Genomic DNA, 23,273 nt, shown 5'->3' on the forward strand with positions numbered 1-23,273 from the left:
CCCGTGCCGGGCTTTTTCTGCCCTCAGTTCTGCGCCATGTCGTGTGGCGCCTGCGGCCGGATCAGGCTGAAGTCGATCAGGTTCTGCGGCTGGCGCGGGTCGCCGACCAGCAGCGGGCGCGCCTTGAACTCGGCGCTGACCAGGCTACGACTGCGGTCATGCTCGGCGAAGTCGAGGCCGGCCAGGTCCGCCCAGGTGTGCACCAGGCCGGAGCTGCTGAACGGCCGCGCCAGGGCCGGGCCGAAGTCGCGCGCCGGCCACTTCGGCGCCGTCCACAGGAGGAAGGGGATGGTGTACATCGGCCCGGTCGGCGCCGCCTCGTTGCGCCCCAGCACCTGCGGCCTGGGCGCATCGAACACCGCCTCGCCGTGGTCGGCCAGGTACAGCAGGAAGCCATTGGGGTCGCTGGCGGCGAAGCGCTTGATCAGGCTGGAGACCACGAAGTCGTTGTACAGCACCGCGTTGTCGTAGGCGTTGTAGGTCGGCAGCTGGTGCGCGGTGACGTGCGCCGGCACGCCCGTGCGGTCGGTGAAGCGCGCGAACTCCGGCGGGTAGCGGTACTGGTAGCTCATGTGGGTGCCGAGCAGGTGGACCACGATGAACTTGCGCGGTGCCGGGTCGGCCAGCACCCTGGCAAAGGGTTCGAGCACGTCGCCGTCGTACTGGCGGGCGTTCTGCTCGCGGTTGTTGTTCAGGTAGAACTGCTCGTCCGCCTGCCTGGAGAAGGTGGTGAGCATGGTGTTGCGCTTGGTGATGGTCTGCTGGTTGGTGATCCAGTAGGTCTTGTAGCCGGCCTGCTTCATCACGCTGACCAGTGACGGCGTGCTCAGGTAGGCGTCCGGGTTCTGCTGGTCGGCGAAGGTCAGCACCTGCTGCAGCGCCTCGATGGTGTAGGGCCGCGGGGTGACCGCGCCGGTGAACACCTGCAACTGGTCCCGCAGCTGGTCCAGCTCCGGGGTGGTCTGGCGGCCATAGCCGTACAGGCTCATGCGCTGGCGGTTGGTCGACTCGCCGATCACCAGCACCAGGGTCGCCGGCTGGCCGGCGTGGGCGTCGCGCAGGTCGGTCAGCGGCGCGATGCGCTCGCGCCCTTCCAGCAGCGCCTGCATGTTGGCCAGCTGGGCGCGGTACTGGCGGTAGCCGACCACCAGCTGCCAGGGCGTGGCCGGCTCGATGCGCTCCTCGAAGTTTTCCAGCGCCACCGCTGCATCGTCGTGCTTGCTGAACTGGCGCAGCGCCGGATAGCCGAGCGAGACGAACAGGAAGAAGGCCGCGGCCAGCGCCGCCAGCGGGCGCGGCAGGTACACGGGACGGACCCTGCGCCACAGCAGCCAGGCCCCCAGGCCGTAGGCGAGGAAGGCCGGCAGCATCCACCAGGCGAAGTACTGCGCCAGGTACTCGCTGCCCTCGCTGACGTTGGACTCGAAGAGGATGAAGATGACGCTCTGCGAGAACTCCTGGCCGTAGATCAGGAAGTAGCCGAAGCCGGCCAGCGAGCACAGCCACAGCGGCACGCCGAGCAGCGCCGCCAGCAGCCGCGCCCGCGCCGGGAACAGCAGCAGCGGCATCAGCCACAAAGCGCTGAGCAGGAAGGCCTGGCGGAACCCGGCGAAGCCGGCGGTGCCGGTCAGCTGGATCAGCAGCTGGGTCACCCCGGAGAAGTACCAGAAGAACAGGAACATCCAGCCCAGCCCGGCCCAGTCGAAACCGCCACCGCGCCTGCCCTGCGCCGTCGTCGCCATGCACCACACCCCGTCGAATCGGTGGCCGGAGGAATTCCGGCCCATCCGCCGATGGTGCCCAGGCGATGCTGAAGGCTTCCTTAAGACGCGCTACTCCAGCTGGAAATGCGCGGTGTTCTGCGCCAGGCTGCGGCTGCCGGCGCTGAGGCGGTCGGCCACGCCATGGACGGTCTGCGCGCCCTCCAGCAGGGCGGCGGCGGCCTGATCGACCTGCTGGATATTGCCGCTGACCTCCTCGGCGGTGGCGGCCTGCTGCTCCACGGCGGCGGCGATCTGGGTCAGCATGTCGCTGACCCGCTGCACGGCGCCGGCGATCTCGCCCAGGTGGTCGCCCAGCTCGGTGACCGCGCCGGCGTCCACCTCGGCCTGGCTGCAGGCGCTCTGCATCAGTTCCACCGACTGCAGCACCACGCGCTGCAGGGCCTCGACCGTGGCGCTGATCTCGCGGGTGGAGTCCTGGGTGCGCTGCGACAGCGAGCGCACCTCGTCGGCCACCACGGCGAAGCCGCGGCCCTGCTCGCCGGCCCGCGCGGCCTCGATGGCGGCATTCAGCGCCAGCAGGTTGGTCTGCTCGGCGATGCCCTTGATCACGTCCACCACCCGGTCGATCTGCTGGGCCTGCTCGCGCAGCTCGGCCAGCGCGGCGGCGGTGTCGCCCAGGCGCGCGGTGAGCTGGCGCATGCTGGCGGTGGTCTGCTGGCTGCGCTGGTTGCTCTGCTCGGCGATATGCCGGGTCTGGCTGGCGTCCTGCGCCGCCATCTCGCAGTTCTCCGCCACGCTCTGCGCGGTGGCCGCCATCTGCGTGGCGGCGGCGGCGATCTGGCTGACCTGCAGCTGTTGCTGCTCCACCGCGCCGAGGGCACGGCGCGCCTCGGCGCCGAGCACCTGCACGGTGTCGTCCAGCTCGGCGCTCTCGCGGTTGACCCCCTGCAGCGAGCCGCGCAGCTGGGCCACCGCATCGTTCAGCGCGGCGCCGATCAGCGCCAGCTCGTCCCGGCCGTGCACGGTGACATGGCGGCGCAGGTCGCCATCGCGCAGCGACTGCGCCAGCGAGGTGATGCGCCAGCTGCTGCCGCGGATCGAGGCCTGCAGGCAGACCAGGGCGTAGAGCGCCAGCAGCACCAGCACGCCGAAGGCGCCGAGGGTGATGATCAGCGCGCGCAGGGCCTTGTCGCGGTACTGGCCGAGGCGCGCGTCGAGCGCCTCCAGGGTGGCGCGCTGCAGCGCCTCGACATGCCCCTGGGCGCTGTCCATGCCCTGCTCGAAGCCGGCCACGTCGAGCTGGATGCCGCCGTCGCCGTACATCTTCTGGTCCAGCTCGGCGAGCCAGTCGTCCAGCCCGGCCAGGCTCTGGGCATAGACCTGGTTCCAGGCCGCCAGCGACTTCGGCAGCTCGCCCTGCAGGCGTTCGCCGAGCTTGCCCAGCTGCTGCCGCGACTCGCCGGTGGCGGCGCGGATCTCGCGCAGCTGCAGGCGGCTCTGCAGGCTGAACTGGCCGGCCGCCACGGCGCCCTGGCCGACGCTGGCCAGCACCCCGAGCTGCTGCTGCAGGCGCGGCGCGCCCTGGGTGCCGACCTGCATCAGCAGGTAGGTCTCCAGCCAGGGATCGAGGATCAGCCCGCTCTCGGTCGCCACCTGCTCGCGCAGGGTATTGAGCTGCTGCAGGGCGCGGGTGAAGCGCTCGTAGGCGTCCGGCCACCAGCCGATGCTGCCCAGGGCCTGGGCGCGCAGGCCGTCACGCTGCGCCTGCAGGGCCTGCAGGCTGGCCAGCACCTGCTCGCCGGCGCCCTCCTCGGCGAGCGTCTGGCGCAACTGGTCCAGGGCCTGGTCCAGCTCCGCCTCGCTCTGCTGCAGGCGGGCGATGGCCGCCTGGGTCTCGGCCGTGGCCTCGCGATTGCGTTCGGTGGCCTTCCAGCGCGCGGTCAGGTTGCGCTGACGCACCAGCACCAGCTCGACCCGGTCCAGCGCCTGCAGCTGCAGCACTCCGGAGTGCTCGTCGTCGACCACCCGCAGCTTGCTCAGGTAGTTATCCCCGATCGACCAGGCGGCGTAGGCCAGCGGCAGGATGAACAACAGCGCCAGCAGCTGGAACTTGCGGGCGAAACTGAACCTCTCGAGTGCATTAACACCGGGCAGCAACAACGCATTCATCGTCGAACTCCTGAATCGGACGAAACTGCGGAGCACCTGGACTAGCAATTGCCGAGCCATGCACTTCGCCACTTCGAGACTGTTCGTTACATATCGGAAGACTCACCGACTTCATGAGCTAAACGATAGAAGGCAATGCGCCATCGGGGTGCGAAAAGGCGTCACCGGCACCGGGCCGGCCCCCTCTGCGGCGCTCACTGCCGGCCGAGCAGGGCCCGCAGGGCGGCGCTGTAGGTCCGTCCCACGCGGCACTCGGTGCCGTCGGCCAGCACGGCGACCCAGGCGGCGAAGGGCGCGGGGCGGAGGCGCACGACGGCACCGCGGCGCACTATGGTGCTGCGGTGGATGCGGATGAACGCATCCGGGGCCAGACGCTGCTCCAGCGCGGTCAGGGTCTCGTGGAACAGGTAGTTGGCGTCGGCCAGGTGGATGCGCACATAGTCGCGCTCGGCCTGCAGGCGGATGATGTCGTCCTGCAGGATACGCCGGTGTTCGCCACGCACCTTGACCCAGAACTCCCCTGGCGGTCGAGCCTGGGCACCCAGGGCCTGCTTGAGCGAGGCGATCACCTCCTGCAGCTCGGCGAGACGATCCGCCTGACCACGCGAAAGCGCGGCCGTACGGGCGCGCGCCATGGCCAGGGCGAAACGCTCGGCATCGAGGGGCTTGGTCAGGTAGTCGACGGCGTTGACCTCGAAGGCGCGCAGGGCATGGTGGTCGAAGGCCGTGACGAAGACGAGCGCCGGCAATTCGCCGGCGAGCTGCTGCAGCACATCGAAACCGCTGCCACCCGGCATCTGGATATCGAGCAGCAGGATGTCCGGGGCGCTGTCCCTGGCCAGGCGCAGGGTCTCGCCGACATCCGCGGCCTCGTCGATGCGCCCGACCCAGTCGAGCTTGCGCAGCAGGCGGATCAGCCGGCGCCGGGCCAGCGGCTCGTCGTCGGCGACGAGAATGCTCAGGGCGCTCATGCGCAGCGCCACGGCAGATCGATGACCGCGCGGTAGCGATCCGCGCCCACCGGGCCGGAAGAGAACCGGCCATTGTCCTGGAAGCGCAGGCGCAGGCGCTCCGCCACGTTGCGCAAACCGACCCCCATGCCCGGCCGGCGCACCGCCGGCGCCGCCTCTGCGGCCATGCTGTTCTCCACGCTGATGTGCAGCCTTTCACCCTCGCGCGCGGCCCGCAGCGTGATATCCACCGGACCGGTCGCCACACCCACGCCGTGCTTGATCGCGTTCTCGATCAGCGGCTGCAGGATCAGGCTGGGCACCAGGGCATCGCGCGCCTCCTCGGCCAGCTCGACGCGAAAGCTCATGCGGTCGGAGAAGCGCTCGCGCTCGATCGCCAGGTACTCCTCCTGCAAGCCCAGCTCGTCGCCCAGCGGGACATCGTGCATGGGATCGAGCGACAGGGTGGTCCGCATGAAATTGGAAAGCGACATCAGCATGCGCTCGGCGCGGCTGGCGGCGCCCTCCTCGATCAGACCGGCAATCGAGTTGAGCGTGTTGAACAGGAAGTGCGGATTGACCTGGTAGCGCAGCGCCTGCATCTGCGCCGCCAGGGCCTCCTCGCGCACGGCCGCCAGGCGCCGCTCGCGATCGCGAACCTCGAAACAGTAGAGCAGGGCGATGAACAGGCAGGACCAGCCGAACAGCATCGAGGCGCCCTCGATCAGCATGTAGCCGGAGTACACCGGATCGAAGCTGACCGGCTCGGGGTACTCGCAGATCAGGTAGTTGAGGAAGTCGATGGCGACGAACAGGGGCGCCAGCGCCGCCGTCATCAGGAAGCTGAGAATGGCCTTGCTGGGGAATTCGAGCCCCCTCAGGCGAAACAGCAGCAGCGACATGCCGAAGGTCATCAGCGCACCGGCGCCGAACAGCACGAACTTCAGCGGCGCCGACTGCAACGGATCGATATTGATGAAGTAACCCAGAATGCTGTCGGCGACGAACATGCACGTCCAGTAGATGAGACTGAGCTGCAGGGTCGCCCGCACCAGCCCGTCGAATCCTTTCGTTTCCCTCATGCTGCCTCCGTGCCCATCCGCAGAGCCTGTGTCGCCGAGCCGCCGGTCGATGAAAAACCGCCATTGGCAGAAATCTCCGTCACTGGCGGCAACGCCGATAGCGCTTGGCCGAAAACCGCTTGGCCAGCCTCTCGCCGCCTACTTAGAGTCCCTCCACCCGGCCCGGCCGGGAAGTCGGAATCATTATCTTCACATGCGCAACGACAAACGAGGGACTGTCATGAACAAGCTTTTCCGCGCCACCCGCCTGCTCGCCCTGCTGGCCGCCGCACAATGGATCGCCGGCTGCGCGGCAATCGCCGAAAAGACCAACTCGCTGAGCGATGAGAGAATCGTCGCGGAAACGGCGGGGGTGCTCGGCTACTCTCCGAGCCAACTCGAACTGCTGGCACGGCGCACCAGCGGGACCAATACCTACGCCGAGCTGCGGGCCGACAATGGCAGCGAGTTCAACTGCATCATCAATGGCGGCAACCTGGCCACCTTCGGCGCCATCAATCCACCCAGCTGCGCGAAGAAGGGCGAAATCCTCAGGAGCGGACCGGGGCAGTGACGATTCAGGGGTGCGCACTGGCGAGGGTGTGCAGAGTTTTGTGTAACCGGGGTTAGGCTCTACCCTTTGACTCAGCCCCTGCAACAGCCCTCAACATGAATGGAATCCCGATGAAATTTCCTGTGTTCTTTGTATTGGTAGCGGTTGCTTTGATCGCGCAACCCGCATGGGCGAACTACCCGTGCCCGGGTGGTCCCGGGCCTGGCGAACAGCAGATCGGCGTTGGCGGTGGCTCGCATGGAATTGCCGCTGTTCCTCTGTGCGTGCAAACCGGTGGCGGGGCTGACAGCGCTGGTGGTGGAGGTACTGGCGGTGGGTACGCGGGCTACAGATGTGACGGCTGCAATATTTTTGCCGACCCCGGCCCGCCCAGCTACGACGCCATTGGCATCGCCATCGACAAGCAGACGGCCAGAAACGAGGAAATTCAGAAGAAAATGCTGGAAGCCGAAGCAAAACTGCAGAGGCTGGAGGCGGATCCGGACTACCAGCGCTACAAGCAGGGTGAATGGAAAATCTTTCAGGGCAAGAAGGATTCGGCCCCCGGGGACAATTGCACTGCCATGTGGAGCAAAGAGGGTGGCGCGGTCAGCATTGTCGGGCCCGGAAAAGCCTACAAGGGTGGCATGCTGATCTTCTGGAGCGCGGACATTCCCAGGCCATCGAACACACAAACCGTGGCGGTGACTCTTAAGCAGTCGAAGTATCAGGCGCAGTCGGTGAACGCGTTGAATTTTTCGGTACCGGGTATTCCGTTCGGCGCGATCGGCCTGACAGTGCCGAACATTGAAGCTGCGCTGAACACGATGCTGGATGTCGAACATTTCATCGTCGAGATGGGCGGGCGTGCCGTTGCAGATATCGACTGGACCGATGGCTTGGCAGCTCGCGCCAAGCTGAATCAATGCGTCAGTAACCGCTAGCGGCTCCTGCCACCAGACAGTCACCTCCGGCCAAGCTTGACTGCCTGGAAAAGAGGCACCGTCTTCTCATACATCCGGCCAATAAAAACCCCGCCAGATCACTCTGGCGGGGTTTTACTCGTCACGCAGAAATTGCGCCGGGTCAGACCTTGCTGCGCTCGTAGCGCTTGCGGTCGTTCTCGTTGAGCAGCTTCTTGCGCAGACGGATGGACTTCGGGGTCACCTCGACTAGTTCGTCCTCGTCGATGAACTCCAGCGCCTGCTCCAGGGTGAACTTCAGCGCCGGGGTCAGCTGGATGGTCTCGTCCTTGCCGGAAGCGCGCATGTTGTCGAGCTTCTTGGCCTTGGTCGGGTTGATCACTAGGTCGTTGTCGCGGCTGTGGATGCCGGCCAGCTGGCCTTCGTAGACTTCGTCGCCCGGGGACAGGAACAGCTTGCCGCGGTCCTGCAGGGTTTCCAGGGAGTAGGTCAGCGCGGTGCCGGTGGCCATGGAGACCAGTACGCCGTTCTGGCGGTGGGCGACGTCGCCGGCCTTGACCGGACCATAGTGGTCGAAGGTCGAGGTGAGGATGCCGGTGCCCGAGGTCATGGTCAGGAAGGCGTTACGGAAGCCGATCAGGCCGCGCGCCGGGATGATGTATTCCAGGCGGATACGGCCCTTGCCGTCGGGGATCATGTTGGTCATGTCGCCCTTGCGCATGCCCATCTGCTCCATCACCGGGCCCTGGTGCTGCTCCTCGATGTCGATGGTGACGTTCTCGTAGGGCTCCTGCTTGACGCCGTCCTTCTCGATGATCACCACTTCCGGGCGGCCCACGGCCAGCTCGAAGCCTTCACGGCGCATGGTTTCGATCAGTACCGACAGGTGCAGCTCGCCACGACCGGAGACCTTGAACTTCTCGGCGGAATCGCCCGGCTCGACGCGCAGCGCCACGTTGTGCAGCAGTTCCTTTTCCAGACGGTCCTTGATGTTGCGGCTGGTGACGAACTTGCCTTCCTTGCCGGCGAACGGCGAGTCGTTGACCTGGAAGGTCATGCTCACGGTCGGCTGGTCGACGGTCAGCGGCGGGCGGGCCTCGACGCAGGCCGGGTCGCACAGGGTGTCGGAGATGAACAGCTCTTCCATGCCGGACACGCAGACGATGTCGCCGGCCTCGGCTTCCGCCACTTCCACGCGCTGCAGGCCGTGGTGGCCCATGATCTTCAGCACGCGACCGTTGCGCTTGGTGCCGTCGTCGCTGATGGCCACCACCGGGGTGTTGGACTTGATGCGGCCACGCACGATGCGGCCGATGCCGATCACGCCGAGGAAGCTGTTGTAGTCCAGCTGCGAGATCTGCATCTGGAACGGGCCTTCGGTGTCGACCTGCGGGGCCGGCACGTGGTCGACGATGGCCTGGAACAGGGCATCCATGTTGTCGTCCATCTTCTCGTGGTCGAGGCCGGCGATGCCGTTCAGGGCGCTGGCGTAGACGATCGGGAAGTCGAGCTGCTCGTCGGTGGCGCCGAGGTTGTCGAACAGGTCGAAGATCTGGTCGATGACCCAGTCCGGACGCGCGCCCGGACGGTCGATCTTGTTGACCACGACGATCGGACGCAGGCCGGCCTTGAACGCCTTCTGGGTCACGAAACGGGTCTGCGGCATGGGGCCGTCCTGGGCGTCGACCACCAGCAGCACGGAGTCGACCATCGACATCACGCGCTCCACCTCACCGCCGAAGTCGGCGTGGCCGGGGGTGTCGACGATGTTGATGTTGTAGCCGTTCCACTTGATGGCGGTGTTCTTCGCCAGGATGGTGATGCCGCGTTCCTTTTCCTGGTCGTTGGAGTCCATCACGCGCTCGTTCTCCGCTTCTTTGCGGTCGAGGGTGCCGGAGAGCTTGAGGAGCTTGTCCACCAGGGTGGTCTTGCCATGGTCGACGTGGGCGATGATGGCGATGTTGCGCAGTTTTTCGATCACGATGTCGTCTCGATTGAAGATTCTGAAAGCTGTGGCCCGGCAGTGTGCCTGGCCGTTGTGAACTCGGGATTACGCGCCGCGACGCTGGTCGGGAGGGCGGTGGCGGATGCTGCCACCGAGCAGGCCGGCCCTTTTAATGCGGGCGATAGACGCGAACATTGGCATGCCCCTCGCTGAGCAGATGATGGGCATGCAGGCGGCTCATGACGCCTTTGTCGCAATACAGCAGGTACTGGCGGTTCTCATCCAGTTCCTTGAACTTGTTGTTCAGCGCGTAGAACGGCATGGTCTGCACCTCCACACCCTCGAGCTGCAGCGGCTCGTCCTCGGCGGCATCCGGGTGGCGGATGTCGAGGACGATCTGCCCGGCCAGCGCCTCGGCCACTTCCTCGACCTGCAGGTCCTCGCCCAGCTCGTCGATCACCCGGTCCACCGTGACCCGGCGCGCGCGTTCCAGGGCACGCTCGAGGATGGCCATGTCGAACTGCGCTTCCTCGTGCTCGATGCGGTAGGGCTTGGCCTTGGTCGTCGGGTTGACCGAGATCACCCCGCAGTACTCGGGCATGTTCTTGGCGAACTCGGCGGTGCCGATGCGCACGGCGGTATCGATGATGTCCTGCTTGTGCGCGGCGATCAGCGGGCGCAGCACCAGGGTGTCGGTGACCGCGTCGATCACCGAGAGGTTCGGCAGGGTCTGGCTGGACACCTGGCTGATCGCCTCGCCGGTGACCAGCGCATCGATGTGCAGGTCCTCGGCGATGCGGCTGGCGGCGCGTAGCATCATGCGCTTGAGCACCACGCCCATCTGGCTGTTGTCGACCTTGGACAGGATCTCGCCGACCACTTCCTCGAACGGCACGCTGATGAACAGCACGCGGTGCGAGCTGCCGAACTTCTGCCACAGGTGATGCGCCACTTCCATCACGCCCAGCTCGTGGGCGCGACCGCCGAGGTTGAAGAAGCAGAAGTGGGTGAGCAGGCCGCGGCGCATCATCTGGTAGGCGGCGACCGTGGAGTCGAAGCCGCCGCTCATCAGCACCAGGGTCTGCTCGATCGAGCCCAGCGGGTAGCCGCCGAGCCCCTCGTGCTGGGCATGGATGATCAGCAGGCGGTCGTAGCGCACCTCGAAGCGCGCCTCGACCTCGGGCTTCTTCAGGTCGATGCCGGCGGCTCCGCACTCGCGGCGCAGGCGGCTGCCGACGTGGGTCGCCAGGTCCACCGAGGAAAAATCATGGGTATTGCCGGCACGCTTGCAGCGCACGGCGAAGACCTTGCCGGCGATCTGTGCACCAAAATGCGCGCGGCACTTCTCGAAGGTGTCGTCGAAGTCGACATAGGGGTATTCGTGCACTTCGAGGAAGTGCGCGATGCCCGGCGTGCAGCGCAGGCGCTCGAACATCTCCAGCTGCACCTTGCGCTCGCTCACCCGGCTGATCAGGTCGAGGTTGTCCCATTCGCCCTGTACCTCCAGCTCGGGGTCCAGGTCACGCAGCACCGTGCGGATGTTCTTCGCCAGCTGGCGGATGAACTGCTTGCGCACCGGCCGGCTCTTGATGGTGATTTCCGCGAAGGGTTTGACGATCAGTTTCATGGAATAGCGGGTGCCGGGCGGGATGCCGAAAAACAGGGGCGCGGATTATAGCGGAAATTGTTCAAGCTTTGACCAAAAACAACTTCACAGGCGATTAGGCACCAAAATAGTGCTCTTTGTATTTATGGCGATCCATCTTGGTGCATAAAACTGCTCAAAAAATCGCCACAGGCCGCGCACCCCCTGGGTTTCAGGGCTCCAGCCCATTCCGGGGCACTGGCATGCAATTTGCTCCCTTGTGAGGCAGCCTGGTCTGGCGGACTATCCCGCCCGGCTTTGCACCTATTCCGGAGGCCGGCTCAGCCAGCTTCCTTCCACCTGGAGGACACCATGTCGAAGTCGCTTCAACTGATTAAAGAACACGACGTGAAGTGGGTTGACCTGCGCTTCACCGATACCAAAGGCAAGCAACAGCACGTGACCATGCCGGCTCGCGACGCTCTGGACGAAGAGTTCTTCGAAGCGGGCAAGATGTTCGACGGCTCCTCCATCGCCGGCTGGAAAGGCATCGAAGCCTCCGACATGATCCTTCTGCCGGACGACAGCACCGCCGTGCTGGACCCGTTCACCGAAGAGCCGACCCTGATCCTGGTCTGCGACGTGATCGAGCCGTCCACCATGCAGGGCTACGACCGCGACCCGCGCGCCATCGCCAAGCGCGCCGAGGAATACCTGAAGTCCACCGGTATCGGTGACACCGTATTCGTCGGCCCGGAGCCGGAGTTCTTCATCTTCGACGAAGTGAAGTTCAAGTCCGACATCTCCGGCTCGATGTTCAAGATCTTCTCCGAGCAGGCTTCCTGGAACACCGACGCCGACATCGAGTCCGGCAACAAGGGCCACCGTCCGGGCGTCAAGGGCGGCTACTTCCCGGTTCCGCCGGTCGACCACGACCACGAAATCCGTACCGCCATGTGCAACGCCCTGGAAGAAATGGGCCTGGTCGTGGAAGTCCACCACCACGAAGTGGCGACCGCCGGCCAGAACGAGATCGGCGTGAAGTTCAACACCCTGGTCGCCAAGGCTGACGAAGTTCAGACCCTGAAGTACTGCGTGCACAACGTCGCCGATGCCTACGGCAAGACCGTGACCTTCATGCCGAAGCCGCTGTACGGCGACAACGGCTCGGGCATGCACGTGCACATGTCCATCTCCAAAGATGGCAAGAACACCTTCGCTGGCGAAGGCTATGCCGGCCTGTCCGACACCGCCCTGTACTTCATCGGCGGCATCATCAAGCACGGCAAGGCCCTGAACGGCTTCACCAACCCGTCGACCAACTCCTACAAGCGTCTGGTCCCGGGCTTCGAAGCCCCGGTGATGCTGGCCTACTCGGCGCGCAACCGTTCCGCCTCGATCCGTATCCCGTACGTTTCCAGCCCGAAAGCCCGCCGCATCGAGGCGCGCTTCCCGGACCCGGCTGCCAACCCGTACCTGTGCTTCGCCGCGCTGCTGATGGCCGGCCTCGACGGCATCCAGAACAAGATCCACCCGGGCGATGCCGCCGACAAGAACCTGTATGACCTGCCGCCGGAAGAGGCCAAGGAAATCCCGCAGGTTTGCGGCAGCCTGAAAGAAGCCCTGGAAGAGCTGGACAAGGGCCGCGCCTTCCTGACCAAGGGCGGCGTGTTCTCCGACGACTTCATCGATGCCTACATCGAGCTGAAGTCCGAGGAAGAGATCAAGGTGCGCACCTTCGTGCACCCGCTGGAATACGACCTGTACTACAGCGTCTGATCCGGTTCGAACCGCCCCGGCGGTTTGCTTGAAAGAGGCCTCCTGCGGTAGGCCTCTTTTTTTGTCCGCGAAAAACCAGAGTCGCAGGGTGGGTTAGCCGCACCGGGGCGTACGGCGGTGCGGAACTGAGCACAGGTGTCCAGCAGGGGGCGCTGGGTTATGCCTACGGCTAACCCGCGCTAAACCTGGCCACCCCGGAACCAGCCGCCGCGGAGCATAAGAAAGGCCTCCCGCAGGAGGCCTCTTGGGTTGCTCGGGAAGACTAGTGGAAGGGGAAGATGTAGTTCATCCAGGCGGCCATGCGCAGGAGGATCTTGCGCATGATGGCGACATGGTGGAAATGCTCCGAGTAGAGCGCGGCCTGGCCGTAGGCGCCGCCGGGCATCAGGTCGCGGTAGGCGGCGAAGTCCGGGTCGGTCACCTCCAGTACCACCGGCACCCGGCCGGGCGGCGGCGAGCCGGTGAAGCCGACCAGGTTGCCGCTGGGTTGCACCTGGCCCTCGGCGATCACCGGCGTGACCATCGTCACCTTGGCCTGGAACACCTCGCCGGGGATGCCGTCGAAGGCGATCTCCGCCTCGTCGCCCAGGCTCAGGCGCAGCTGGCTGTTCTGCCGCATCCAGGCCACGTAGGTATAACTCTCCTGGGGAATGAAGATCATCGCCGGGCGCAGCGGCATCTTCACCGCATAGATGCCGGGGCGCAGCGATACCTGGGAGACATAGCCGCGCGACGGCGCCCGCACCACCGTGTTGTCCAGCTCGAACTGGGCGATGTTGAGCTGCGCCTGCAGGTCCGCTACGCGGGCCGAGGTGATATCCACATCGCGCCGGTTGCCGACGTTGCGCCGGGCCAGCTCGCTGGCCCGCGCCAGGTCGGCCCTGGCCGACACCAGCTGGGCCTTGAGCGACTTGACCCGGTTGTCGAAGGGGGTCGGGTCGATGCGGAACAGCACATCGCCCTTCTCCAGCATCTGGTGACCCTTGACCGGCACCTCGATCACCTGGCCGCTGACCGCCGGCACTATCGGCGTGCTGACGAAGTAGCTGCGCGCCACCTCGGAGTAGGGGTGGTTGTAGTTCATCAGGAAGATCAGCGTGCCGATGATGACCACCCCGCCGAGCACGGCGGTGGGCACCGTCCACTTGTTCAGCGGAATCCTGAAGATCTTGAAGATGGCGACGCAGATGGCGGTGTAGGTGAGGATCAGCAACAGGTCCATGTCAGGCCTCCGGCTTCGGCGTCGGTTCGGCGGGTACTGTGGCCACGGGCTCCGCAGGCGCTGGCGGCGGCGCCGGCAGCGCATCCAGGCGCGCCTGCAGTTCGCTCAGCTGCTGGGCCAACTGATCGAGGCGCGGGTCGGCCGGCGCCGCCCCGGCGCCGAAGCCCCAGCCGCGGTCCTCGCGGTAGAGGGTCGCCCAGATCCACAGGAAGGGCCAGATCGCATGCAGGGTGAACAGGCTGACCCAGCCCGCCACGTGGATGGCATCCTGCTGCGGATGCTTGCGATGCACGGCGATCTCGTAGGGGATGTCGTGAATGGCGATCACTCCGTAGAACAGCACGACACCGACGAAAATCAGTATTACCAGCGCAATGTAGTCCAGCACGTCCCGTCCCCCACTCCTGATGTCCCTGAAACTGAAAGGCAGCCTTTTCCCAGCACGGAGCCCGGCAATTGACCGGGGTCAAACCCTGCTCTTGCACGCTTGCGCTTTGAGCATAGGTCACTAGGGTTGCACATGAGATGAATCCAATCCTTGAGGAGACAGGCATGTTCGAGCCGGGCCATCTGCACCGCAGCAACACCCATGGCGCCCCGGGCGCGCCGGAATTCAGCATCGACGTGTTCTACGAGGTGCGACAGGACCCGAGCGAAGGCACCCTGTTGCATTTCCGGATCAGCGGGCAGATCGCCGGGCGCGAGTTCAGCGAGGAGTTCGACATGCACCGCGACACCGCCTTCAACTTCGCCACCCTGATCGCCAAGAAGGTGGTGAAGCATGGGCTGCCGGCCAACGCCAGCCCGATCATGCGCGCGCACCAGGAATACGATGCGATGTTCGCCGACATCCGCGACAAGCTGGGCATCAAGCCAGGCGACCCGATCAACCTCGACCACCTGGAGAAGGACGGTCTCTGACCCCGCGCCAGCTGCTGCAGTGCATATAATGCTCCCGAGTTCCCGGTGCCCTGCAGCATGACCCAAGCCCACCTTCACCGTCCCCGCTGGCGCAGCCTGGCCCTGCTGGCCCTGCTGCTGGCGCCCCTGCTATGGCCGCTGCAACAGCTGGCCGAGCGGTACTACCGCGACGAGCTGATCGAGCAGAATCGCCAGACCCTCGATCTCTACGTCGCCAACCTGCTCGGCACCCTGCGCCGCTACGAGGTGCTGCCGCCGATCCTCGGCGACCTGCCAGACCTGCGCGGCATGCTGCTCGACCCGCATAATCCGCAGGCCCTGGCGAAGGCCAACGCCCTGCTCAAGCGGGTGCGCGAGCAGACCGGCGCCGACGTGATCTACCTGATGGATGCCCAGGGCCTGACCCGCGCCGCCTCCAACCACGACCAGGCGGACAGCTTCATCGGCCGCAACTTCACCTTCCGTCCCTATTACCAGGCGGCGAGCGAGGGCCGCCTGGGGCGCTTCTTCGGCCTCGGCACCACCTCCGGCAAGCGCGGCTACTACTTCGCCGCCGGCATCCGCGACGGCGCGCGCAAGCTCGGCGTACTGGTGCTCAAGGTCGACCTCGACTACACCGAGCGCCTCTGGGGGCGCACCCCGGAACAGCTGCTGGTGACCGACGACAAGGGCGTGGTGATCCTCACCTCCAACCCCGCGTGGCGCTTCCGCGCCAGCCGCCCGCTGAGCAAGGAGGAGCTGGCGCGGATCGCCGCCGACCAGCCCTACCCGACCCGCCAGCCGCAGCCCCTGCAGCTGGACGACAACGCCTGGCTGACGCAGAGCCGCGAGCTGGCCGAGACCGGCTGGACGGTGAGCATCCTCGCCCCGCGCAGCCAAGTGGAACGCCCGGTGCAGACCGTGCTGGCAATCGGCGGCGCCAGCCTGCTGGCCCTGCTGGCCCTGCTCGGCCTGCTGCTGCAGCGCCGCCGCCACTACATCGAGCGCATCGCGCTGGACGCCAGGGCCAAGCGCGAGCTGGAAATCCGCGTGCTGGAACGCACCCGCGAGCTGGAGGCGCTGAACAACCGCCTGAAGGACGAGGTGCTGGAGCGCGAACAGGCCCAGCAGGAACTGGTGCGCACCCAGGACGAGCTGGTCCAGGCCGGCAAGCTCTCGGCCCTCGGCACCATGAGCGCGAGCATCAGCCACGAGCTCAACCAGCCGCTGGCGGCGATCCGCAGCTATGCCGACAACGCCGGCGTGCTGCTCGACCACCAGCGCCTCGACGACGCCCGCGGCAATCTCAAGCAGATCAGCGAGCTGACCGGACGCATGGCCTCGATCATCGCCCACCTGCGCGCCTTCGCCCGGCGCGACCGCCACGCCCCGGAAAGCGTGGCCCTGCAACCGGCCATCGACGACGCCCTGGCCCTGCTGGCCAAACGCCGCCGCGCCCTGGAAGTGGAACTGGTCCGCGACCTGCCGGACGCCACCCTGTGGGTGCAGGCTGGCGAGACGCGCCTGCGCCAGGTGCTCGGCAACCTGCTGGCCAACGCCCTCGATGCCCTGAGCGAGAAGGCGCCGCCAAGACGTATCTGGATCAGTGCCGAAGTCACCGCCGAGGGCGTCGATCTACAGTTGCGCGACAATGGTCCGGGCTTCTCCGCACAGGCGCTGCAACATGCCCGCGAGCCGTTCTTCACCACCAAGACACGTACCCAGGGCCTCGGCCTCGGCCTGGCCATCTGCGAGACCCTGATGCGCGCCCTGGGCGGCGAGCTGCTGCTGGCCAACCACCCGGACGGCGGCGCGCTGATCACCCTGCGACTGCGCAACAGCACCCCTGGTGCCAACCTGCAACCGCCCGAGGAGTTTTCATGACGGCCATCGACGCCCGCACCCAGGTCCTGCTGATCGACGACGACGAGCACCTGCGCCAGGCCCTGGCGCAGACCCTCGACCTCGCCGGCCTGCGCGTCCAGGCCCTGGCCGACGCCCGCGGCCTGGCCGAGCGCCTGGCGCCCGACTGGCCGGGTGTGGTGGTCAGCGACATCCGTATGCCCGGCATCGACGGCCTGCAGTTGCTGCAGCAGCTGCACGAGCGCGACGCCGAGCTGCCGGTGCTGCTGATCACCGGTCATGGCGACGTGCCGCTGGCGGTACAGGCCATGCGCGCCGGCGCCTACGATTTCCTGGAGAAACCCTTCGCCAGCGAGGCGCTGCTCGACAGCGTGCGCCGCGCCCTGGAGCTGCGCCGCCTGGTACTGGACAACCGCAGCCTGCGCCTGGCCCTGGCCGACCGCAACGAGCTGGGCGCCCGTCTGCTCGGCCAGTCGGCGCCGATGCAGCGCTTGCGCGAGCAGGTCGGTGCACTGGCGGCGATCCACACCGACGTGCTGATTCTCGGCGAGACCGGCGCCGGCAAGGAGGTGGTGGCGCGCGCCCTGCACGAGCTGTCGGCGCGCAAGAAGGGTCCCTTCGTGGCGATCAACGCCGGCGCCCTGGCCGAATCGGTGGTGGAGAGCGAGCTGTTCGGCCACGAGGCCGGCGCCTTCACCGGCGCGGCCAAGCGGCGCATCGGCAAGTTCGAGTTCGCCAACGGCGGCACCCTGTTCCTCGACGAGATCGAGAGCATGAGCCCGGACGTGCAGGTCAAGCTGCTGCGCCTGCTGCAGGAGCGAATGGTCGAGCGCCTCGGCGGCAACCAGCTGATCCCGCTGGACATCCGCGTGATCGCCGCGACCAAGGAAGACCTGCGGGTGGCCGCCGACCAGGGCCGCTTCCGCGCCGACCTGTACTACCGGCTGAACGTGGCGCCGCTGCGCATCCCGCCACTGCGCGAGCGCGGCGAGGACATTCTGCTGCTGTTCCAGCACCACGCCGAGGCCGCCGCCCTGCGCCACGGCCTGCCACCGCGCCAGCTGCAACCGGGGCAGCGTGCCCAGCTGCTGAGCCACGCCTGGCCGGGCAATGTGCGCGAGCTGCAGAACGCCGCCGAACGCTTCGCCATGGGCCTGGAGCTGGGCCTCGACCTGCCGGGCAGCGAGATGCCCGCCAGCCTGGTCGGCGAGAGCCTGGGCGAGCGCGTGGAGGCCTACGAGAAGGCCCTGATCGCCGCCGAAATGGCCAAGGGGCACGGCTCGTTGCGCAGCCTGGCCGAGGCCCTCGGCCTGCCGCGCAAGACCCTGCACGACAGGCTGCGCAAGCATGGCCTGGAGTTCGGCGGCGAGGACTAGGCCCTGCACGCGGCCGCTGCAGGCTCGTTGCCAATTCGCACGCGGCGCCTCTGCGGTCGACATGCTTCGGCTCGACGACGCGTTGCCGCTGCAGCAGGCCGGATGAAGTCCGCTTATAGCCGCTTTTGAAATAAGAAAATCGGCTGTTAATTGCCAATTGATAAAAGGCAATTCGCCACCAATTTTTCCGCCTTATTTCTGCAACTTGCAGCCGCTAGAACTTCCACTAACTTGAAGTTCACGCGCCGGAACCTTCGACGCGCAGGACGACGGCGCCGTTCTGGAGGTTCTCACAACAACTACCGCGCCTGATTGCCTTTTCAGCACCACCATTCAGACCGGTAGCTATCGCCCTTGATCGGGATCAATACCCGCACCGGCGCCGGCGCGCCCAATGACGACATGATTTCTCTCCATTGACGGAGGTATCCGATGTCCGCTTCTGCACAGAAACTCAAGTTGGGGGCGCTGATCGCGCTGGTGGTGGGTTCGATGGTCGGCGGCGGCATCTTCTCGCTGCCACAGAACATTGCCGCCAGTGCCGGTGCCGGCGCCACCCTGATCGGCTGGCTGATCACCGGGGTCGGCATGCTGACCCTGGCCTTCGTGTTCCAGACCCTGGCCAACCGCAAGCCCGAGCTCGACGGCGGGGTGTACGCCTACGCCAAGGCCGGTTTCGGCGACTACATGGGCTTCTCCTCGGCCTGGGGCTACTGGATCAGCGCCTGGATCGGCAACGTCAGCTACATGGTGCTGCTGTTCTCCACCCTCGGCTACTTCTTCCCGGTGTTCGGCGAGGGCAACACCCTGCCGGCGGTGATCTGCGCCTCGGTACTGCTCTGGCTGCTGCACTTTTTGGTGCTGCGCGGAATCAAGGAGGCCGCCTTCATCAACACCGTCACCACCATCGCCAAGATGGTGCCGCTGGTGCTGTTCATCGTGATCGCCGCCATCGCCTTCAAGCTGGACGTGTTCACCAGCGACTTCTGGGGCGCGGGCAACACCGAACTGGGCAGCGTGATGGACCAGGTGCGCAACATGATGCTGGTCACCGTCTGGGTGTTCATCGGCATCGAGGGCGCCAGCATCTTCTCCGCCCGCGCCGAGAAGCGCAGCGACGTGGGCAAGGCCACGGTGATCGGCTTCGTCGGCGTGCTCCTGCTGCTGGTGCTGGTCAACGTGCTGAGCCAGGGCATCATGGCCCAGGCCGAGCTGTCGGGGCTGAAGAACCCCTCGATGGCCGGGGTGCTGGAACAGGTGGTCGGCCCCTGGGGCGCCCAGCTGATCTCCATCGGCCTTATCGTCTCGCTGGCCGGGGCCCTGCTGTCCTGGACCCTGCTGTGCGCCGAGATCCTCTTCGCCAGCGCGCGCGACCACACCATGCCGGAGTTCCTGCGCAAGGAGAACGTCAACCACGTTCCGGCCAACGCGCTGTGGCTGTCCAACGGGTTGATCCAGCTGTTCCTGGTCATCACCCTGTTCAACGCCTCCACCTACCTCAGCCTGCTGTACCTGGCCACCTCGATGATCCTGGTGCCCTACTTCTGGTCCAGCGCCTACGCGCTGCTGCTGGCCTACCGCGGCGAGACCTACGAGAGCGCCGCGGGCGAGCGCAACAAGGACCTGTTCATCGCCCTGGTCTCGACCCTCTACGCGGTGTGGCTGGTGTATGCCGCCGGCGTCCAGTACCTGCTGCTCTCCGCCCTGCTCTATGCGCCCGGCGCCATCCTGTTCGCCAAGGCCAAGCGTGAGCTGGGCCAGCCCATCTTCACCGGCGTCGAGAAGATCATCTTCGGCGTCGTGCTGATCGGTGCCGCCATTGCCGCCTACGGGCTGTACGACGGTTTCCTGAGTCTCTAGCGAGAAGGAGTTCGACATGTCCAAGAAAGCCCTCGGCGTTCATTCCGAAGCCGGCAAACTGCACAAGGTGATGGTCTGCTCGCCGGGCCTGGCGCACCTGCGCCTGACCCCGAACAACTGCGACGAACTGCTGTTCGACGACGTGATCTGGGTGTCGCAGGCCAAGCGCGACCACTTCGACTTCATGACCAAGATGCGCGAACGCGGCGTCGAGGTGGTGGAGATGCACAACCTGCTGGAGGAAACGGTGCGGAATCCCGAGGCCCTGAAGTGGATCCTCGACCGCAAGATCACGCCGAACAGCGTCGGCCTCGGCCTGCAGCACGAGGTGCGCTCCTTCATCGAAGGCCTGGAGCCACGCCGGATCGCCGAGTACCTGATCGGCGGCGTCTCCGGTGCCGACCTGGCCAAGCACAAGGATTCCGAGGCGGCGAAGATGTTCAACGCCTACCTCGGCGAGTCCAGCTTCGTCTTCCCGCCGCTGCCCAACACCCAGTTCACCCGCGACACCACCTGCTGGATCTACGGCGGCGTCACCCTCAACCCCATGTACTGGCCGGCGCGGCGCCAGGAAACCCTGCTCACCAGCGCCATCTACAAGTTCCACCCGGACTTCGCCAACGAACAGTTCGAGATCTGGTACGGCGACCCGGACAAGGACCATGGCGCCGCCACCCTGGAGGGCGGCGACGTGATGCCGATCGGCAACGGCACCGTGCTGATCGGCATGGGCGAACGCACCTCGCACCAGGCCATCGGCCAGGTGGCCCAGGCCCTGTTCGCCAAGGGCGCGGCGCAGCAGGTGGTGGTCGCCGGCCTCGGCAAGTCGCGCGCCGCCATGCACCTGGACACCGTGTTCAGCTTCTGCGACCGCGACCTGGTCACCGTCTTCCCGGAAGTGGCCTACTCCATCGTGCCCTTCGTGATCCGACCGGACGAGAGCCGCCCCGGCGGCATCGACGTGCGCCGCGAGAACAAGTCGTTCATCGACGTGGTCGCCGCCTCGCTCAACCTGAAGAAGCTGCGCGTGGTGGAAACCGGCGGCGACAGCTTCGAGGCCGAGCGCGAGCAATGGGACGACGGCAACAACGTGGTCTGCCTGGAGCCCGGCGTGGTGGTCGGCTACGACCGCAACACCTATACCAACACCCTGCTGCGCAAGGCCGGCGTCGAGGTCATCACCATCAGCGCCAGCGAGCTGGGCCGCGGCCGCGGCGGCGGCCACTGCATGACCTGCCCGATCATCCGCGACCCGATCGACTACTGATCAAGCCAGCCCCGGCGGCCATCCGCCGCCGGGCGCCGTTTCCAGCTGCCCACGAGGAGAAAGAATCATGGCTTTCAACATGCACAACCGTAACCTGCTCAGCCTGATGCACCACAGCACGCGCGAGCTGCGCTACCTGCTCGACCTCTCGCGCGACCTCAAGCGCGCCAAGTACACCGGCACCGAGCAGCAGCACCTCAAGCGTAAGAACATCGCGCTGATCTTCGAGAAGACTTCCACCCGTACCCGCTGCGCCTTCGAGGTGGCCGCCTACGACCAGGGCGCCAACGTCACCTACATCGATCCGGGCTCCTCGCAGATCGGCCACAAGGAGTCGATGAAGGACACCGCCCGCGTGCTCGGGCGCATGTATGACGCCATCGAGTACCGCGGCTTCAAGCAGGAAATTGTCGAGGAGCTGGCCAGCTATGCCGGAGTGCCGGTGTTCAACGGCCTGACCGACGAATACCACCCGACCCAGATGCTCGCCGACGTGCTGACCATGCGCGAGCACAGCGACAAGCCGCTGCACGAGATCAGCTACGCCTACCTGGGCGACGCGCGCAACAACATGGGCAACTCGCTGCTGCTGATCGGCGCCAAGCTCGGCATGGACGTGCGCATTGCCGCGCCCAAGGCCCTGTGGCCGAGCGACGAGCACGTGGCCGCGTGCAAGAAGTTCGCCGAAGAAAGTGGCGCGCGCATCACCCTCACCGAGGACGCCAAGGCCGCGGTCAAGGGCGTCGACTTCGTCCACACCGACGTCTGGGTGTCCATGGGCGAGCCGGTCGAGGCCTGGGGCGAGCGCATCAAGGAGCTGCTGCCCTACCAGGTCAACATGGACATCATGAAGGCCACCGGCAACCCGCGGGCCAAGTTCATGCACTGCCTGCCGGCCTTCCACAACAGCGAGACCAAGGTCGGCAAGCAGATCGCCGAGCAGTACCCGAACCTGAAGAACGGCATCGAAGTTACCGAAGACGTGTTCGAGTCGCCCTACAACATCGCCTTCGAGCAGGCGGAAAACCGCATGCACACCATCAAGGCGATCCTGGTCTCGACCCTGGCCGACATCTAACCGCCGAGGCGGGCCGCCTTGCGGCCCGCACGACTGAGCAAGGAGAAGCACCATGCGACTCGTCATCGCCCTGGGCGGCAACGCCCTGCTACGCCGCGGCGAAGCCATGACCGCGGAGAACCAGCGCGAGAACGTGCGGATCGCCTGCGAGCAGATCGCCAAGGTGGCACCGGGCAACGAACTGGTGATCGCCCACGGCAACGGTCCGCAGGTCGGCCTGCTGGCCCTGCAGGGCGCGGCCTACGACGCGGCCAACCCCTACCCGCTGGACGTGCTCGGCGCCGAGACCGAAGGCATGATCGGCTACATGATCGAACAGGAGCTGGGTAACCTGCTGCCGTTCGAGGTGCCCTTCGCCACCATCCTCACCCAGGTCGAGGTGGACAGCGGCGACCCGGCCTTCCGCAAGCCGACCAAGCCGATCGGCCCGGTCTACCCCAAGGAAGAAGCCGAGCGCCTGGCCAAGGAGAAGGGCTGGAACATCGCCCCGGACGGCGACAAGTTCCGCCGCGTGGTGGCCAGCCCCCGGCCGCAGCGAATCTTCGAGATCCGCCCGATCAAGTGGCTGCTGGAGAAGGGCAGCGTGGTGATCTGCGCCGGCGGCGGCGGTATCCCGACCATGTACGACGGCAAGAAGCTGCGTGGCGTCGAGGCGGTGATCGACAAGGACCTGTGCTCGGCACTGCTGGCCGAGCAGCTCAACAGCGATCTGCTGGTGATCGCCACCGACGTCGACGCCGCCTACATCGACTGGGGCAAGCCGAGCCAGAAGGCCATCGCCCAGGCCCACCCGGACGAACTGGAGCGCCTCGGCTTCGCCGCCGGCTCCATGGGTCCCAAGGTCCAGGCCGCCTGCGAGTTTGCCCGCAATACCGGCAAGGTCGCGGTGATCGGCTCGCTGGCCAACATCGAGGCCATCGTCCAGGGCACTTCCGGCACCCGCATCAGCACGGCCGAGCCGGGCCTGAGCTACCGCTGATCGGCGCGGGCCCCGGCGCCCGCGCCTGACACGCAACCG

General features: G+C 66.3%; 18 protein-coding genes. 10 read left to right on the forward strand and 8 right to left on the reverse strand.

From position 1 onward, the window contains the following. Nucleotides 1-23 precede the first annotated feature (23 nt). From cptA to DMO17_RS00355, 4 genes are all read right to left on the reverse strand, one after another. Entirely contained in the window at nt 24-1,742 is a 1,719-nt protein-coding gene (gene cptA, locus DMO17_RS00340; protein ID WP_110680331.1) for a phosphoethanolamine transferase CptA, read from the reverse strand. 90 nt (nt 1,743-1,832) lie between these two features. Then, nucleotides 1,833-3,893: a methyl-accepting chemotaxis protein gene (locus DMO17_RS20165; protein WP_110680332.1), complete on the reverse strand. Its 2,061-nt coding sequence runs from the start codon at nt 3,891-3,893 to the stop codon at nt 1,833-1,835. 194 nt (nt 3,894-4,087) lie between these two features. Further along, complete coding sequence (locus DMO17_RS00350) at nt 4,088-4,864, reverse strand: LytR/AlgR family response regulator transcription factor (protein WP_110680756.1); 777 nt, start codon at nt 4,862-4,864, stop codon at nt 4,088-4,090. Next, nucleotides 4,861-5,925, reverse strand: a complete 1,065-nt coding sequence (locus tag DMO17_RS00355; protein ID WP_110680333.1) for a sensor histidine kinase — start codon at nt 5,923-5,925, stop codon at nt 4,861-4,863. The genes DMO17_RS00350 and DMO17_RS00355 overlap by 4 nt, the downstream gene beginning before the upstream one ends. A gap of 220 nt (nt 5,926-6,145) precedes the next feature. Between DMO17_RS00355 and DMO17_RS00360 the strand changes: the two genes are divergently transcribed. Both DMO17_RS00360 and DMO17_RS00365 read left to right on the forward strand, forming a co-directional pair. After that, on the forward strand, nt 6,146-6,478 hold the full coding sequence (locus tag DMO17_RS00360) for a hypothetical protein (RefSeq protein ID WP_110680334.1): 333 nt from the start codon (nt 6,146-6,148) through the stop codon (nt 6,476-6,478). A 110-nt stretch (nt 6,479-6,588) separates the two neighbouring features. Next, on the forward strand, nt 6,589-7,401 hold the full coding sequence (locus DMO17_RS00365; protein ID WP_110680335.1) for a hypothetical protein: 813 nt from the start codon (nt 6,589-6,591) through the stop codon (nt 7,399-7,401). 142 nt (nt 7,402-7,543) lie between these two features. Here DMO17_RS00365 and typA read toward each other — a convergent pair whose 3' ends face one another. Further along, complete coding sequence (gene typA, locus DMO17_RS00370) at nt 7,544-9,361, reverse strand: translational GTPase TypA (RefSeq protein ID WP_110680336.1); 1,818 nt, start codon at nt 9,359-9,361, stop codon at nt 7,544-7,546. 133 nt (nt 9,362-9,494) lie between these two features. Next, nucleotides 9,495-10,952, reverse strand: a complete 1,458-nt coding sequence (gene thiI, locus DMO17_RS00375; RefSeq protein WP_110680337.1) for a tRNA uracil 4-sulfurtransferase ThiI — start codon at nt 10,950-10,952, stop codon at nt 9,495-9,497. Between the two features lie 330 nt (nt 10,953-11,282). Between thiI and glnA the strand changes: the two genes are divergently transcribed. Next, nucleotides 11,283-12,689 (forward strand): glutamate--ammonia ligase, encoded by a 1,407-nt coding sequence (gene glnA / locus DMO17_RS00380; RefSeq protein WP_110680338.1) that lies wholly within the window; start codon nt 11,283-11,285, stop codon nt 12,687-12,689. A gap of 262 nt (nt 12,690-12,951) precedes the next feature. Here the strand turns inward: glnA and DMO17_RS00385 are convergent, their stop codons facing one another. Both DMO17_RS00385 and DMO17_RS00390 read right to left on the reverse strand, forming a co-directional pair. Beyond that, nucleotides 12,952-13,911: an HlyD family secretion protein gene (locus tag DMO17_RS00385; protein WP_110680339.1), complete on the reverse strand. Its 960-nt coding sequence runs from the start codon at nt 13,909-13,911 to the stop codon at nt 12,952-12,954. Nucleotide 13,912: 1 nt separating this feature from the next. Beyond that, nucleotides 13,913-14,299, reverse strand: coding sequence for a DUF3302 domain-containing protein (locus DMO17_RS00390; RefSeq protein WP_110680340.1), 387 nt, complete (start codon nt 14,297-14,299; stop codon nt 13,913-13,915). 164 nt (nt 14,300-14,463) lie between these two features. On the opposite strand from DMO17_RS00390, the gene DMO17_RS00395 reads away from it, so the two are divergent. From DMO17_RS00395 to arcC, 7 genes are all read left to right on the forward strand, one after another. Further along, the gene (locus DMO17_RS00395; protein WP_110680341.1) at nt 14,464-14,832 is read left to right on the forward strand and encodes a DUF5064 family protein; all 369 of its coding nucleotides are present in this window, start codon (nt 14,464-14,466) and stop codon (nt 14,830-14,832) included. 57 nt (nt 14,833-14,889) lie between these two features. Then, nucleotides 14,890-16,695 (forward strand): sensor histidine kinase, encoded by a 1,806-nt coding sequence (locus tag DMO17_RS00400; RefSeq protein ID WP_110680342.1) that lies wholly within the window; start codon nt 14,890-14,892, stop codon nt 16,693-16,695. After that, complete coding sequence (locus DMO17_RS00405) at nt 16,692-18,050, forward strand: sigma-54-dependent transcriptional regulator (RefSeq protein WP_110680343.1); 1,359 nt, start codon at nt 16,692-16,694, stop codon at nt 18,048-18,050. The genes DMO17_RS00400 and DMO17_RS00405 overlap by 4 nt, the downstream gene beginning before the upstream one ends. A 432-nt stretch (nt 18,051-18,482) precedes the next feature. Then, on the forward strand, nt 18,483-19,910 hold the full coding sequence (arcD, locus tag DMO17_RS00410; protein ID WP_110680344.1) for an arginine-ornithine antiporter: 1,428 nt from the start codon (nt 18,483-18,485) through the stop codon (nt 19,908-19,910). A 16-nt stretch (nt 19,911-19,926) separates the two neighbouring features. After that, nucleotides 19,927-21,177 carry an arginine deiminase gene (arcA, locus tag DMO17_RS00415; protein WP_110680345.1) on the forward strand — a complete coding sequence of 417 codons (1,251 nt, stop codon included), beginning with the start codon at nt 19,927-19,929 and terminating at the stop codon, nt 21,175-21,177. Nucleotides 21,178-21,244: 67 nt separating this feature from the next. Beyond that, the gene (locus tag DMO17_RS00420; protein ID WP_110680346.1) at nt 21,245-22,255 is read left to right on the forward strand and encodes an ornithine carbamoyltransferase; all 1,011 of its coding nucleotides are present in this window, start codon (nt 21,245-21,247) and stop codon (nt 22,253-22,255) included. 52 nt (nt 22,256-22,307) lie between these two features. After that, on the forward strand, nt 22,308-23,234 hold the full coding sequence (gene arcC, locus DMO17_RS00425) for a carbamate kinase (protein WP_110680347.1): 927 nt from the start codon (nt 22,308-22,310) through the stop codon (nt 23,232-23,234). Nucleotides 23,235-23,273 lie beyond the last annotated feature (39 nt).

The sequence above is a fragment of the Aquipseudomonas alcaligenes genome (assembly GCF_003205495.1).
GTDB lineage: Bacteria > Pseudomonadota > Gammaproteobacteria > Pseudomonadales > Pseudomonadaceae > Aquipseudomonas > Aquipseudomonas alcaligenes_B.

Bases quoted from the DNA above. Each gene is read 5' to 3' on its own strand.
- DMO17_RS00400 (WP_110680342.1), top strand. From the start codon at position 14,890: ATGACCCAAGCCCACCTTCACCGTCCCCGCTGGCGCAGCCTGGCCCTG.
- DMO17_RS00360 (WP_110680334.1), top strand. From the start codon at position 6,146: ATGAACAAGCTTTTCCGCGCCACCCGCCTGCTCGCCCTGCTGGCCGCC.
- arcD (WP_110680344.1), top strand. From the start codon at position 18,483: ATGTCCGCTTCTGCACAGAAACTCAAGTTGGGGGCGCTGATCGCGCTG.
- glnA (WP_110680338.1), top strand. From the start codon at position 11,283: ATGTCGAAGTCGCTTCAACTGATTAAAGAACACGACGTGAAGTGGGTT.
- arcA (WP_110680345.1), top strand. From the start codon at position 19,927: ATGTCCAAGAAAGCCCTCGGCGTTCATTCCGAAGCCGGCAAACTGCAC.
- DMO17_RS20165 (WP_110680332.1), bottom strand. From the start codon at position 3,893: ATGAATGCGTTGTTGCTGCCCGGTGTTAATGCACTCGAGAGGTTCAGT.
- thiI (WP_110680337.1), bottom strand. From the start codon at position 10,952: ATGAAACTGATCGTCAAACCCTTCGCGGAAATCACCATCAAGAGCCGG.
- DMO17_RS00420 (WP_110680346.1), top strand. From the start codon at position 21,245: ATGGCTTTCAACATGCACAACCGTAACCTGCTCAGCCTGATGCACCAC.
- DMO17_RS00355 (WP_110680333.1), bottom strand. From the start codon at position 5,925: ATGAGGGAAACGAAAGGATTCGACGGGCTGGTGCGGGCGACCCTGCAG.
- DMO17_RS00395 (WP_110680341.1), top strand. From the start codon at position 14,464: ATGTTCGAGCCGGGCCATCTGCACCGCAGCAACACCCATGGCGCCCCG.
- DMO17_RS00385 (WP_110680339.1), bottom strand. From the start codon at position 13,911: ATGGACCTGTTGCTGATCCTCACCTACACCGCCATCTGCGTCGCCATC.
- cptA (WP_110680331.1), bottom strand. From the start codon at position 1,742: ATGGCGACGACGGCGCAGGGCAGGCGCGGTGGCGGTTTCGACTGGGCC.
- arcC (WP_110680347.1), top strand. From the start codon at position 22,308: ATGCGACTCGTCATCGCCCTGGGCGGCAACGCCCTGCTACGCCGCGGC.
- DMO17_RS00405 (WP_110680343.1), top strand. From the start codon at position 16,692: ATGACGGCCATCGACGCCCGCACCCAGGTCCTGCTGATCGACGACGAC.
- DMO17_RS00350 (WP_110680756.1), bottom strand. From the start codon at position 4,864: ATGAGCGCCCTGAGCATTCTCGTCGCCGACGACGAGCCGCTGGCCCGG.
- DMO17_RS00365 (WP_110680335.1), top strand. From the start codon at position 6,589: ATGAAATTTCCTGTGTTCTTTGTATTGGTAGCGGTTGCTTTGATCGCG.